The organism is Pseudarthrobacter sp. 10T415 (genome assembly GCF_056394175.1).
Genome location: NZ_JBFTHJ010000007.1, coordinates 54,463 through 66,971, shown reverse-complemented (window position 1 = coordinate 66,971; position 12,509 = coordinate 54,463). Strand labels below are relative to the sequence as shown.

The window sequence follows — 12,509 nt, the reverse complement described above, 5'->3', positions numbered from 1 at the left end:
TTAGCGGTTCCTGCCCGAACCTGCCACGGAAGCGGCGTTGCGGGCGGCCTGGCTCCGCGTTCCGGCGGCAGTGCCTGAACCCGCAGTGTTGCCGGCATCTGCGGGTGCCTGCGGAACCGGGAGCCGCGACAGGATGCCCTGCAGGACGGTGTGCGCTGTTTCGCCGGCGCCGGCAGCTTTGCGGTCCAGGATGATCCGGTGCGCCAGGACAGCCTCGGCCACCTGGACGACGTCGTCGGGGAGGACGAAGTCGCGGGCGTCCAGGGCTGCGGTCGCCTTCGCAGCGCGAAGCAACTGCAGCATGGATCGCGGACTGGCACCCAACCGCAGCAGCGGGCTCTCCCTGGTGGCCCTGCCGACGGACACGGTGTATTCCTTCACGGCCTGCGAGACGTAGACCTGCTGGACGGTGGTGATCATGGCCGCTACCTCCGCGGCGGTGACCACCGCTGAGACCTTTGCCAGCGGGGACGCCGCCTGATGGGTTTCGAGCATCTCGATTTCGGCGTCCTTGTCCGGGTAGCCCATGGAGATCCTGGCCATGAACCTGTCGCGCTGGGCCTCTGGCAGCGGGTAGGTGCCTTCCATCTCGATGGGGTTCTGGGTGGCAACCACCATGAACGGTTCATCAAGCCGGTAGGAAGTGCCGTCCACCGTCACCTGGTGCTCCTCCATGCATTCGAGGAGGGCGGACTGGGTTTTCGCTGACGCCCGGTTGATCTCGTCGCCGATGACGATGTTGGCAAAAACTGCTCCCGGACGGAACTCGAAGAGCCTGGATGACTGGTTGTAAATGGACACGCCGGTCACGTCCGAGGGGAGCAGGTCCGGCGTGAACTGGATGCGGCTGACGGTGCAGTCAATGGTTTTGGCAAGGGTTTTGGCCAACAGGGTCTTGCCGACGCCTGGAACGTCTTCCAGCAGCAGGTGGCCCTGGGCGAGCAGGACGGTCAATGCAAGCTCCGCGGCGTCGGACTTCCCGTCGATCACCGTGTTGACAGTGCTGAGGATCCGCTGGCTGGCGTCGTGGAACGAGTCAGCGTCCATGGCGGCGGCACGGTGGCCGTTCAGGTGGCTGACGGGATCGGAAACGCCCGCCAGGTTGCGGTTCGCAGCGCTCACATCGTTGGCAGTGCGTCGGTAAGATTCCATCGGCAACCTTTCAGCCAGGGTTTCACCTGGACGGGACAGCAAGCCTGCCTTCGCCCGTCGGTGGGCGTTCTCATGTGCTCCCACCAGACTACTAACACAACTGCCTGGCCTGGCATAGAGTTCCGGCGAAATCGTGGTGCCCTCCGCCGTTAGGCTGGAGTGATGTGCAGTCCGCAGACCCCCGATGCCTACCGCGAACCCACAACGGAAGGTTCCCAGAGTGGCGCAGCGTCCCCGAAACGCGAATATCCGCCCGCGCCCGAACCGCTGCCGGTACCGGTAATGGATAACCACACGCACCTGGATTTTCCAGACGGAAAAGGGCCGGTAGGAATAACCGAAGCTATGGACGCTGCTGCCGCTGTGGGTGTCCAGGGGGCAGTCCAGGTGGGCTGCGACCTGGAATCGTCGCGGTTCACCGTTCAGGCGGTGCAGCAGGATGCCCGGTTGCTGGGCGCTGTGGCGCTGCACCCCAATGATGCTCCCGGCTATGCCGCCCGCGGCGAACTCGAAGACGCTCTCGCTGAGATTGAAGAGCTGGCAGCCCACCCGCGGATCCGTGCCATCGGCGAGACAGGCCTAGACTTCTTCCGCACGGAAGGCGAGGGGCTTGCACATCAGCGGTACTCATTCCGGCGGCACATCGACATCGCCAAACGGCTGGACCTCACCCTCCAGATCCATGACCGGGACGCGCATGCCGACGTGGTGCAGGTCCTGGCGGAAGAGGGTGCTCCGGACCGGGTGGTATTCCATTGCTTCTCCGGCGATGAGGAGCTTGCCGCCATCTGCAACCGCGAGGGCTGGTACATGTCGTTCGCCGGAACACTGACCTTCCGGAACGCGGCCAACCTGCGGTCCGCGCTCGCGGTCGCAGACCCGGAACTCGTCCTGGTGGAAACAGACGCCCCGTTCCTGACCCCGCATCCGCACCGGGGCCGGCCCAACGCCAGCTACATGGTGCCGTACACCGTCCGGGCCATGGCTGAATTGACAGGCACGGACCTCTCGGAGCTGTGCACCCGGATCAGCTCAAATACGTTGGGGGCATACGGATCCTGGAGCTGAGAAGTGTCACATTGAGTGACCTTTGAGGCATACGTGGTATGCAAATTTGTTGGCCCGTTTATAACGCTACGGTTACAGTGGAAAACTATTAGCCGGGGTCGGGGAAGGCCAACGGGTAATTTAGCTTCCTTTTCAGCATCACAAGCCGGGATCCTGTCCCGTCCTGGCTGCTGGCGGGAAGCAGGCGGCGCAAAGGTGCCCGGACTGCTGTTCAAAGGCGGTGCCGGGCATTTTACTGCGCAAATCCCCGTGCCCGGATGGACCTAAAGTTACGGGCAATCGTGGTCAAGTTCTTCACATCGGATGGCAAGATCAGCTTTTTCAAGGTTGGAGCCCAGCTGCTGGTGCTGTGCACCCTGGTAGCGGGGCTCGTAGCCTTCGTCGGCAATAACAAAACCATCACGCTCAACGTTGATGGCAAGGTCTCTTCCGTCCAGACCTTCGGCGGCACCGTAGGCCAGGTCGTCAAGGGCGCCAACATCGAACTGAAGCCCGCAGACAGGGTTTCCCCAGCCATCGACGCCTCGGTCCACAACGGAACCGTCATCAACGTCAACCAGGCCAAGGAAGTCAAGGTCAGCCTCGACGGAGCAGAAAAAACGGTCAGTACCACCGCGCAGGACGTCGCAGGCCTGGTCACCGAACTCGGCGTGGCCAGCACCTCATCGCTGTCCGTCCCCAAGGACGCGCAGCTCGCACTTGCCGGCTCCTTCGTGTCCATCTCCACCCCCAAGTCCGTCAGCATCGTCGCCGATGGCAAGGTGAACACCACCACCACCACCGCGGCCACTGTAGGCGACGTGCTCCAGGGCGCCGGGCTGACCATCGGCGCCAACGACAGGACCTCCCAGCCCGCCAACGCGCACGTCGTCAACAACATGGTGATCAAAGTGTCCCGCGTTGATAACGGCCAGACCGCGAAAACCTCCGAGGACGTCCCCTTCGAGACCGTGACCACCGAAGACGCCGAGATGCTCAAGGGCGAGAAGGAAGTTACGCAGGCAGGCGCTGCGGGCAAGCTGGAGAAGACCTTCAAGCTGGTCCTCGTGGACGGCCGTGAAGCCTCCCGCACCCTCGTCTCTGAAGCCGTAGCCGTCCAGCCTGTCGCTGAGAAGGTCACGGTCGGCACCAAGGCAAAGCCCGTCGCCCAGGCCGCTGCGGCCCCGGCCGCCGGCAGCAACACCGGCGCTGCTGCTCCGGCCATGATGAACGAAGCCATGTGGGACAAGATCGCCCAGTGCGAGTCCACCGGAAACTGGAGCATCAACAGCGGCAACGGCTACTACGGCGGCCTGCAGTTCGACATCCGGACGTGGATCGGCTCCGGCGGCGGGGCCTACGCCCCCAACGCCAGCCTGGCCACCAAGGCACAGCAGATCGACATCGCGAACCGCGTGTACGCGCAGCGCGGCCTGCAGCCGTGGGGCTGCGGCTGGGCAGCCAGCAGCTAGCTGATCCGCTGCCAGCCCGTACTGGCATGGTCCACGCGTCGAAGCCGGGCCCGGGATTTTTCCGGGCCCGGCTTCGGCCGTTAACACGGCCGGCCCGGCGGAAACGGCCCGGCCACGCGGGATAGGATACCTAGGTGACTGAACCCAACCCCGCCGCGCCCGCACCGCTTTTCGGTGCATCCGACATTCGCCGGCTGGCAGGGGAGATCGGTGTCAGGCCCACCAAAACCCTGGGCCAGAACTTCGTCATCGACGGCAACACCATCCGCAGGATCGTGGCAGCAGCAGGAGTCAGGGCCGATGAGACGGTCCTGGAAGTCGGCCCGGGCCTCGGCTCACTGACACTGGGCCTGCTGGACGCCGCCGCGGCAGTGGTGGCTGTGGAGATCGATCCCGTCCTCGCCGCCAAGCTTCCGGCAACGGTGGCTGAATGGCGGCCGGCCGCGGTCGGAAATTTCCACCTCGTCGAGGCTGACGCCATGAAGGTCACGGAACTTCCCGTGGAACCTACGGCGCTGGTAGCCAACCTGCCCTACAACGTTGCGGTGCCCGTGGTCCTGCACCTCCTGGAGCATTTCCCCAGCCTGCAGCACGGCCTGGTCATGGTCCAGGACGAGGTAGCCGACCGGCTGGCCGCCGGTCCGGGCTCAAAGACCTATGGCGTTCCGTCCGTCAAGGCAGCCTGGTACAGCCAGATGCGCAAAGCCGGCGTGATCGGCATGAACGTGTTCTGGCCCGCGCCCAAGATTCACAGCGGACTGGTCGCCTTCACCCGGCGCGAGCCGCCTGCCACCAGCGCAACCCGCAAACAGGTCTTTGCCGTGATTGATGCAGCCTTCGCCCAGCGTCGCAAGACCCTGCGCGCCGCGCTCAGCGGCTGGGCCGGGGGAGGACCTGAAGCCGAACGCTGCCTGCTGGCGGCCGGCGTCGACCCCACGGCGCGCGGTGAGGTCATCGACATCGCCGCGTTCGCCCGAATCGCCGAAGCCAAGGAAGCGGGCGCGTGAACACGCCCGCCGTCCGGTTCGCGGCACGGACGGTCCGGGTCAAGGCTCCCGGAAAGATCAACGTCTCGCTGGACGTCGGCCCGCTCCGGCCCGATGGCTACCATTCCGTGGCCAGCGTCTACCTGGCCGTCTCCCTCTATGAAGAAGTCGCCGCCACCAGCACGGAAACGCCGGGCATCACGGTGAGCCTGAGCCCGGGCAGCACCCTTGACCTTGACGCCGTCGACGTCCCCCTCGACGCCAGCAACCTGGCCTACAGGGCCGCCGCCATCATGGCTGACGTTTCCGAGCACGCCACCGGGGTCCACCTGGAAATCACCAAGAGGGTGCCCGTGGCCGGCGGAATGGGCGGGGGATCGGCGGACGCCGCCGCTACGCTCCTGGCCTGTGATGCCCTGTGGAACAGCGGCCTGTCCCGGGAGGAACTCGCGCACCTTGCTGCCGAACTCGGAGCCGACGTTCCGTTCTCCCTGCTCGGCGGAACGGCGGTAGGGCTCGGGGTTGGTGACCAGTTGTCGCCGGCACTCGCCAAGGCAAAGACCCACTGGGTCCTGGTTACCGCCGACTTCGGCCTGCCCACCCCGGAAGTCTTCCGGACCCTGGACAGGCTGCGTGAAGCCGAGGGCGTGGACGCGGACGAGCCCACCGGCGTCGACCCCCACATCCTGGCCGCGCTCCGCGGTGGCGACGCAGACGCCCTCAGCCGCATCCTGGTCAACGACCTCCAGCGGGCCTCCATTGAACTGGCCCCCTCACTGCGCGATACGCTGGGCATCGGCGAATCGCACGGCGCCATCGCCGGCATCGTGTCCGGCTCCGGGCCCACCGTGGCACTGCTCGCGGATGACTCCGTGGCAGCGGAAGCATTGGCGGAAGACCTGCAGCACCAAGGCCTTTCCGCCCTCGCCGTCCACGGTCCCGTTCCCGGTGCCCGCATCATCTCCGACACCCTTCTCTAGCAGCGCAACGCCCATTCGGGCAGCAGAAAGCAGTTCTTTTTGGCACACCTTCTTGGCGGCGAAAACCTCACGGTCTCCTTCGCGACCCGCACAGTCCTGGACGGCGTCACGCTCGGGCTCGAGGAGGGCGACCGCATCGGCATGGTGGGCCGGAACGGCGACGGCAAGTCCACCCTGATGCGGCTGCTCGCCCTGCGCTCCACCCCGGATTCCGGCCGCGTTACCAAACGCGGCGACGTCAACGTCGGCTACCTGGACCAGAGCGACGTGCTCGACGGCGACCTGACAGTGGGCGTGGCGATCGTCGGCGACCAGGCCGACTACGAGTGGGCGCGCAACCCGCAAATCCGTGAAGTCATGGGCGGCCTGGTGTCCGACGTCGACTGGCACGCCAACGTCCACGCGCTCTCCGGCGGGCAGAAGCGGCGGGTGGCCCTGGCCAAGCTGCTGATCGAGGACCACGATGTCATCATGCTCGACGAGCCAACCAACCACCTTGACGTCGAAGGTGTTGCCTGGCTGGCCCGCCACCTGAAATCGCGCTGGCGCGCCAACCAGGGCGCCTTCCTGGTGGTCACCCACGACCGCTGGTTCCTCGACGAAATCTGCACCAAGACGTGGGAGGTGCACGACGGGATCGTGGACCCCTTCGAGGGCGGCTACGCTGCATACGTCCTCGCCCGGGCCGAGCGGGACCGGATGGCCTCCGTGGTGGAAGGCAAGCGCCAGCAACTGGTCAAGAAGGAGCTCGCCTGGCTGCGCCGGGGAGCCCCTGCCCGCACCGCCAAGCCGAAGTTCCGGATTGAGGCGGCCAACGCGCTCATCGCCGACGTTCCCGCGCCGCGTGATTCCATGGCATTGAACAAGATGGCCACCGCGCGCCAGGGCAAAGACGTCCTGGACTTGGAACACGTCTCGCTGAACTTCCAGGGCGACGACGACGGGAGGAAGCTTTTCGATGACATCACCCTGCGCCTGGCCCCGGGTGAGCGGTTGGGCCTGGTGGGCGTCAACGGCGCCGGTAAGACCACACTCCTGAAGCTCTTGAACGGCGAGATTGCCCCCGACGCCGGGAAGCTGAAGCGCGGCAAGACGGTGGTCACCGCGGTCCTCACGCAGGAAGTCAAGGAGCTCGACGACGTCGCTGACCTGCGTGTCATCGAGGTCATTGAGCGCGAGAAGCGTTCCTTCAACGTGGGCGGCAAGGAATTCACCGCTGGCCAGCTGGTGGAGCAGCTCGGGTTCACCAACCAGAAGCAGTGGACACCGGTCCGGGACCTCTCCGGTGGTGAGCGGCGCCGCCTGCAGCTGCTGCGGCTGCTGGTGGGCGAACCCAACGTGCTGATGCTCGACGAGCCCACCAACGACCTCGACACCGACACCCTCGCCGCCGTCGAGGACGTCCTGGACGGCTGGCCCGGAACCCTGGTGGTAGTCAGCCACGACCGTTACCTGCTGGAACGCGTCACCGACCACCAGATGGCGCTCCTTGGCGACGGCAAGCTCCGTGGCCTGCCCGGCGGCGTGGACCAGTACCTTGAACTGCGCGAGGCCGCCCTGGCCGGTTCCACCGTGACCGGCGGCGGAAACCCCGTCACCAGCGCCGGCGCCGCATCTGCGGCAACCGGGACCGGCCCCTCCGAAGCCGAAAAGCGCGAAGCCCGCAAGGCCCTCAACCGGATCGAGCGGCAGATCAAGAAGCTCGACCAAGAGGAAAAGAAGCTTCACGACCTGATGCTGAAGGCCACCGAGGCCGGCGACTTCGACAAGCTCGCCACCCAGAACAAGCAACTCAAGGACCTCACCGACGAAAAGGACACCCTGGAAATGGAGTGGCTCGAAGCCTCAGAACTCCTCGGCGACTGACAAAGGCAACGCGGCAACTCACGCCTCGGACTGCAGCTCCGGGTCCTTCTTGAGGCCGGTGAGGCCGTTCCAAGCGAGGTTGACCAGGTGCGCCGCGACGGTGTTCTTGTCGGGTTGGCGGCTGTCCTGCCACCACTGGCCGGTCATGGCCACCATGCCCACCAGCATCTGGGCATACATGGCGCCGTCCTGGCCGCTGAAGCCGCGCCGGGAGAACTCGTCGGACAGGATGTGCTCCACCCTGGCCGTGACGTGGGACAGCAGGGTGGAGAAAGCGCCCTCGGGCTGGGACGGGGGAGCGTCGCGCATGAGGATCCGGAACCCCTCAGTGCGGTCCTCGATGTAGGTGAGCAGGGCCAGGGCGGCGCGTTCAACCAGGACGCGCGGCTTGGCTTCGGCGGCCAGCGCGGTGTTGATGGCGTCCAGGAGGATGTGGAACTCGAAGTCCACCACCTGGGTGTAGAGGCCTTCCTTGGAGCCGAAGTGCTCGTAGATCACCGGTTTCGAGACGCCCGCGCAGGCGGCGATTTCTTCGATGGTGGTGCCGTCCAGCCCGCGGACTGCGAACAGGCCACGCCCCACGTCGATCAGCTGGTTCCGCCGCTGAAGGCCGGTCATCCGTGTCCGCGGAGGGTTGTTGCTCACATTTCCATCATGCCCTACCCCGGCGGGCCCGTTTTCCCGGTTTCCGGGGCGCCCGGCTCCCGGTCAACCGGGGCTGTGTCGCGCGCTGCCCCGAAGCCGTGGCAAAATAGGGACTTGTGCCCGGGGCCTTGTGCCGGAGGCATGGTCCGCCCTGGTGTAACGGCAGCACCCCGGCCTTTGGAGCCGTGGAGTATAGGTTCGAATCCTATGGGCGGAACTGCTGTGCGGGGAGTTCAGCAGGTAACTCCCGGTGCCGGGCCGGCGGAGGTTGGCCGGACACCATGAAGCGCCAGCGCAACAAAGCGAGGAGAATCCGTACGTGATCCCTGAAAACACCGGTCCGGCCGCAGTCATCGTATTGGCAGCAGGTGCCGGTACCCGGATGAAGTCACGTAACCCCAAGATCCTCCACGAAATCGGTGGACGCTCGATGGTGGGCCACGCGCTCCTCGCCGCCCGCAGCATTGAACCCCGCCAGCTCGCCATCGTGGTCCGCCACGAACGCGACCTTGTGGCCGGGCACGTGGCGGAACTCGACCCGTCCGCGGCCATCGTGGACCAGGACGAGGTGCCCGGCACGGGCCGTGCCGTGGAGGTGGCGCTGCAGGCGCTGGACGCCAAGGAAGAGCTCACCGGCACCGTGGTGGTCACTTACGGTGACGTCCCGCTGCTCTCCGGCGGGCTGCTGGCCGAACTCGTCGCCACCCATGAACGGGACGCCAACGCGGTCACCGTGCTCACCGCAGTCCTGGACGACGCCACAGGCTACGGCCGGATCCTCCGCGGAGAAGACGGCACCGTGACCGGCATCCGCGAACACAAGGACTCCACCGACGCCGAGCGCCTGATCCGCGAGGTCAACTCCGGGATCTACGCCTTCGACGCCGCCGTGCTGCGCGAAGCACTGGGCAAGGTCACCACCGACAACGCCCAGGGCGAGAAATACCTCACCGACGTGCTGGGTCTGGCGCGCGAGGCAGGCGGCCGCGTTGCCGCCGTCGTCACCGCTGACCGCTGGCAGGTGGAGGGCGCCAACGACCGCGTCCAGCTCGCCGCCCTCGGCGCCGAACTGAACCGGCGCACCGTGGAGGCATGGATGCGCGCCGGCGTGACAGTTGTGGATCCTTCCACCACCTGGATCGACTCCTCCGTCACCCTGGATGAGGACGTCCGCCTGCTGCCCAACACGCAACTGCACGGCTCCACCTCGGTGGCGCGGGATGCCGTCGTCGGACCCGACACCACGCTCACCGACGTTGAGGTGGGCGAGGGCGCAACGGTGATCCGCACCCACGGCTCCGCGTCGACGATCGGCCCGCGCGCCGCCGTCGGACCCTTCACTTACCTGCGCCCGGGCACCGTCCTTGGCGAAAAGGGCAAGATCGGCGCTTTCTACGAAACGAAGAACGTCACCATCGGACGCGGCTCCAAGCTGTCCCACCTGGGCTACGCCGGCGACGCTGAAATCGGCGAAGACACCAACATCGGCTGCGGCAACATCACGGCCAATTACGACGGCGAGAAGAAGCACCGCACCGTCATCGGCTCAGGCGTCAGGACAGGTTCGAATACGGTCTTCGTTGCACCGGTCACCGTGGGGGACGGCGCCTACAGCGGCGCCGGCGCGGTGATCCGCAGGGACGTCCCGGCAGGCGCGCTCGCGCTGAGCATCGCTGCCCAGCGCAACACCGAAGGGTGGGTCCCGGCCAACCGTCCCGGCAGCCGATCAGCCGAACTGGCCCAGGCGGCCATCAACAACTCCTCAAGTACCCCGGCATCTACAGAAGAGGGCAAGTAACAATGAGCGAAATTACGGCGCATGGCGAGAAGAAGCTGGTGCTCGCCACCGGGCGGGCACATCCGGAGCTGGCCCGGGAAATCGCCAAGGAGCTCGGCACCGACCTCCTCCCGGTGGACGCGTACGACTTCGCCAACGGCGAGATCTATGTCCGCGCCGGTGAAAGCGTCCGCGGCACTGACGCGTTCGTGATCCAGGCCCACCCGGCCCCGCTGAACAACCACCTCATGGAACAGCTGATCATGATTGATTCGCTGAAGCGGGCCTCCGCCAAGCGGATCACCGTGGTGTCGCCGTTCTACCCGTACGCCCGGCAGGACAAGAAGGGCCGCGGCCGCGAACCCATCTCCGCCCGCCTGGTGGCCGATCTTTACAAGACTGCCGGTGCGGACCGCATCATGAGCGTGGACCTGCACACCTCCCAGATCCAGGGCTTCTTCGACGGCCCCGTTGACCACCTGATGGCCATCCCGCTGCTGGCTGATTACATCCGCACCCGCGTTGATGCCGAAAACATCACCGTGGTTTCCCCGGACACCGGCCGGGTCCGCGTCGCCGAACAGTGGGCCGAGCGCCTGGGCGGTGCGCCCTTGGCTTTCGTCCACAAGAGCCGCGACCTGACAGTCCCCAACCAGGCCGTGTCCAAGACCGTTGTGGGCCAGATCGAGGGACGCACCTGCGTCCTGATCGACGACATGATCGATACCGGCGGAACCATCTCCGGCGCTGTACAGGTGCTGAAGAACGCCGGCGCCAAGGATGTCATCATCGCCGCCACGCACGCCGTCTTCTCCGAGCCGGCGGCACAGCGCCTGTCCGAATCCGGCGCGCGTGAAGTGGTGGTCACCAACACCCTGCCGCTGAACTCGTCGCAGCGCTTCCCGCAGCTGACGGTGCTGTCCATCGCGCCGCTGATTGCCCGCGCCGTGCGTGAAGTGTTCGACGACGGTTCGGTCACCAGCCTGTTCGACGGCAACGCCTAGCACCAGCTTGACCCTGCCGGTGCCGGTACCGTTTTCAGTAAACGGTGCCGGCACTGGTAGGCTTTACCCCGAAACCTTGGCGAGGGAGAGCGGCCGCTTCGACGGCTCGCAGATCTCCGTGATCGACTGGGTCTGACCTGTCCTTCAGATGAAGAACAGCCTTCTTGAATTGGGCCGCCCCGGCCGCCCGGCGTTGAAGGTCATCCCAGACCTCCGCCCTCGCTGAACACCGTTTAGCCTTCAAGGAGATTCCATGTCTGAGCAGAAGCTCGCAGCAGAACTGCGCACCGAATTCGGCAAGGGTTACGCCCGCCGTGCACGGATGGCCAACCTGATCCCCGCCGTCATCTACGGCCACGGCGCAGAGCCCATCCACATCACCCTCCCCGCCAAGGCCACCACCCTGGCCGTCCGCACCGCCAACGCCCTGCTGTCCCTGGACATCAACGGCGAAGGCCACCTGGCCCTGGTCAAGGACATCCAGCGCGACCCGATCAAGCAGATCATCGAGCACATCGACCTCCTGACCGTCCGCAAGGGCGAAAAGGTCAACGTCGACGTTCCGGTCCACGTTGCAGGCGAGTCCGCACCGGGCACCGTCCACAACCTGGAACTGACCCTCGTGTCCCTCGAGGCTGAGGCAACCCACCTGCCCACCGCCGTCGAGGTCAGCATCGAAGGCCGCGCGGCCGGCGAGCACATCCACGCATCCGACCTCGTGCTGCCCAAGGGCACCGTCCTGCTGACCGACGCCGAGGCGCTGGTTGTGAACATCTCCGAGGAAGTTGAAATCGCCGAGGAGGAGGGCGAGCAGGCCGCGGCTCCCGCCGGCGAAGCTGCAGCCACCGGAGAAGCTGCTGCCGAGTAGCCTTCCGCCACTTGTGCCGATGGTCGGATCCCGCAGGGGTCCGGCCATTGCCATGCCTGAGCCGCGAGACCACCCACCTTAGGATTGATCCATGACTGATACCTGGCTCATTGTTGGCCTCGGCAACCCCGGCGCCCAGTACCAAGGGAACAGGCACAACGTCGGCCAGATGGTCCTCGACGAACTTGCCGGCCGGGTAGGCGCCGGGTTCAAGAGCCATAAAGCACGCGCCCAGGTAGTCGAAGGGCGCCTGGGCATCGGAGGCCCCCGCGTGGTGCTCGCCAAGCCCATGACCTACATGAACGTCTCCGGCGGACCGGTGTCCTCGCTGGCAAATTTCTACGGGATTTCACCCGACCACGTGGTGGCGGTCCACGATGAAATCGACATCCCCTTTAATACGGTGAAACTCAAGATCGGCGGCGGCGAAGGCGGCCACAACGGCCTGCGGGACATCTCCAAGGCGCTGGCCACCAAGGAGTACCTCCGGGTCAGGGTTGGCGTGGGCCGCCCGCCCGGCCGCATGGACACGGCCGATTACGTGCTGCGCGATTTCGGAACTGCAGAGCTTAAGGAGCTCCCGTTCCTGCTGGACGAGGCGGCCGACGCCGTCGAATTGCTCCTGCAGGAGGGCCTCACCGCCGCGCAACAGAAGTTCCACCCGGCCAAGACAGCCGGATAACGGGTACCGGCCCGCGCCACAAAAAACTTA

11 protein-coding genes and 1 tRNA gene are annotated in these 12,509 nt (G+C 66.0%); 10 read left to right on the top strand and 2 right to left on the bottom strand.

The genetic code is table 11. The features are described from left to right. A complete protein-coding gene (locus AC1DBN_RS11410) occupies positions 1–1,152 on the bottom strand; it encodes an AAA family ATPase (RefSeq protein ID WP_477723227.1) in 1,152 nt (383 codons plus the stop codon). A gap of 162 nt (positions 1,153–1,314) precedes the next feature. On the opposite strand from AC1DBN_RS11410, the gene AC1DBN_RS11405 reads away from it, so the two are divergent. The 5 genes from AC1DBN_RS11405 to AC1DBN_RS11385 all read left to right on the top strand — a co-directional run bounded on the left by AC1DBN_RS11405 (position 1,315) and on the right by AC1DBN_RS11385 (position 7,503). Beyond that, complete coding sequence (locus tag AC1DBN_RS11405; RefSeq protein ID WP_477723226.1) at positions 1,315–2,220, top strand: TatD family hydrolase; 906 nt, start codon at positions 1,315–1,317, stop codon at positions 2,218–2,220. 257 nt (positions 2,221–2,477) lie between these two features. Next, positions 2,478–3,671, top strand: a complete 1,194-nt coding sequence (locus AC1DBN_RS11400; protein WP_477723225.1) for a transglycosylase family protein — start codon at positions 2,478–2,480, stop codon at positions 3,669–3,671. A 134-nt stretch (positions 3,672–3,805) separates the two neighbouring features. Then, positions 3,806–4,678: a 16S rRNA (adenine(1518)-N(6)/adenine(1519)-N(6))-dimethyltransferase RsmA gene (gene rsmA / locus AC1DBN_RS11395; RefSeq protein ID WP_314215320.1), complete on the top strand. Its 873-nt coding sequence runs from the start codon at positions 3,806–3,808 to the stop codon at positions 4,676–4,678. Beyond that, positions 4,675–5,637, top strand: coding sequence for a 4-(cytidine 5'-diphospho)-2-C-methyl-D-erythritol kinase (locus AC1DBN_RS11390; RefSeq protein WP_477723224.1), 963 nt, complete (start codon positions 4,675–4,677; stop codon positions 5,635–5,637). Before rsmA ends, AC1DBN_RS11390 begins: the two co-directional genes overlap by 4 nt. Before the next feature lie 39 nt (positions 5,638–5,676). Continuing rightward, positions 5,677–7,503 carry an ATP-binding cassette domain-containing protein gene (locus AC1DBN_RS11385; RefSeq protein WP_314215322.1) on the top strand — a complete coding sequence of 609 codons (1,827 nt, stop codon included), beginning with the start codon at positions 5,677–5,679 and terminating at the stop codon, positions 7,501–7,503. Between the two features lie 18 nt (positions 7,504–7,521). On the opposite strand, the gene AC1DBN_RS11380 is transcribed toward AC1DBN_RS11385, so the two are convergent. After that, positions 7,522–8,148, bottom strand: coding sequence for a TetR/AcrR family transcriptional regulator (locus tag AC1DBN_RS11380; RefSeq protein ID WP_091719046.1), 627 nt, complete (start codon positions 8,146–8,148; stop codon positions 7,522–7,524). A 145-nt stretch (positions 8,149–8,293) separates the two neighbouring features. Here AC1DBN_RS11380 and AC1DBN_RS11375 point away from each other — a divergent pair. The 5 genes from AC1DBN_RS11375 (at position 8,294) to pth (ending at position 12,479) form a co-directional block, all read left to right on the top strand. Then, positions 8,294–8,365: transfer RNA gene (locus AC1DBN_RS11375), tRNA-Gln, on the top strand. Positions 8,366–8,467: 102 nt separating this feature from the next. Then, entirely contained in the window at positions 8,468–9,946 is a 1,479-nt protein-coding gene (gene glmU, locus AC1DBN_RS11370; protein ID WP_477723223.1) for a bifunctional UDP-N-acetylglucosamine diphosphorylase/glucosamine-1-phosphate N-acetyltransferase GlmU, read from the top strand. A gap of 2 nt (positions 9,947–9,948) precedes the next feature. Then, entirely contained in the window at positions 9,949–10,929 is a 981-nt protein-coding gene (locus AC1DBN_RS11365; protein ID WP_045730890.1) for a ribose-phosphate diphosphokinase, read from the top strand. A 253-nt stretch (positions 10,930–11,182) separates the two neighbouring features. Further along, positions 11,183–11,797, top strand: a complete 615-nt coding sequence (locus AC1DBN_RS11360; RefSeq protein ID WP_477723222.1) for a 50S ribosomal protein L25/general stress protein Ctc — start codon at positions 11,183–11,185, stop codon at positions 11,795–11,797. A gap of 91 nt (positions 11,798–11,888) precedes the next feature. Continuing rightward, entirely contained in the window at positions 11,889–12,479 is a 591-nt protein-coding gene (gene pth / locus AC1DBN_RS11355; protein WP_477723221.1) for an aminoacyl-tRNA hydrolase, read from the top strand. Positions 12,480–12,509: the final 30 nt, after the last annotated feature.

Coding starts and splice junctions, on each gene's coding strand:
- AC1DBN_RS11410 (WP_477723227.1), bottom strand. CDS start 1,152: ATGGAATCTTACCGACGCACTGCCAACGATGTGAGCGCTGCGAACCGC.
- AC1DBN_RS11405 (WP_477723226.1), top strand. CDS start 1,315: ATGTGCAGTCCGCAGACCCCCGATGCCTACCGCGAACCCACAACGGAA.
- pth (WP_477723221.1), top strand. CDS start 11,889: ATGACTGATACCTGGCTCATTGTTGGCCTCGGCAACCCCGGCGCCCAG.
- AC1DBN_RS11365 (WP_045730890.1), top strand. CDS start 9,949: ATGAGCGAAATTACGGCGCATGGCGAGAAGAAGCTGGTGCTCGCCACC.
- AC1DBN_RS11360 (WP_477723222.1), top strand. CDS start 11,183: ATGTCTGAGCAGAAGCTCGCAGCAGAACTGCGCACCGAATTCGGCAAG.
- AC1DBN_RS11400 (WP_477723225.1), top strand. CDS start 2,478: ATGGACCTAAAGTTACGGGCAATCGTGGTCAAGTTCTTCACATCGGAT.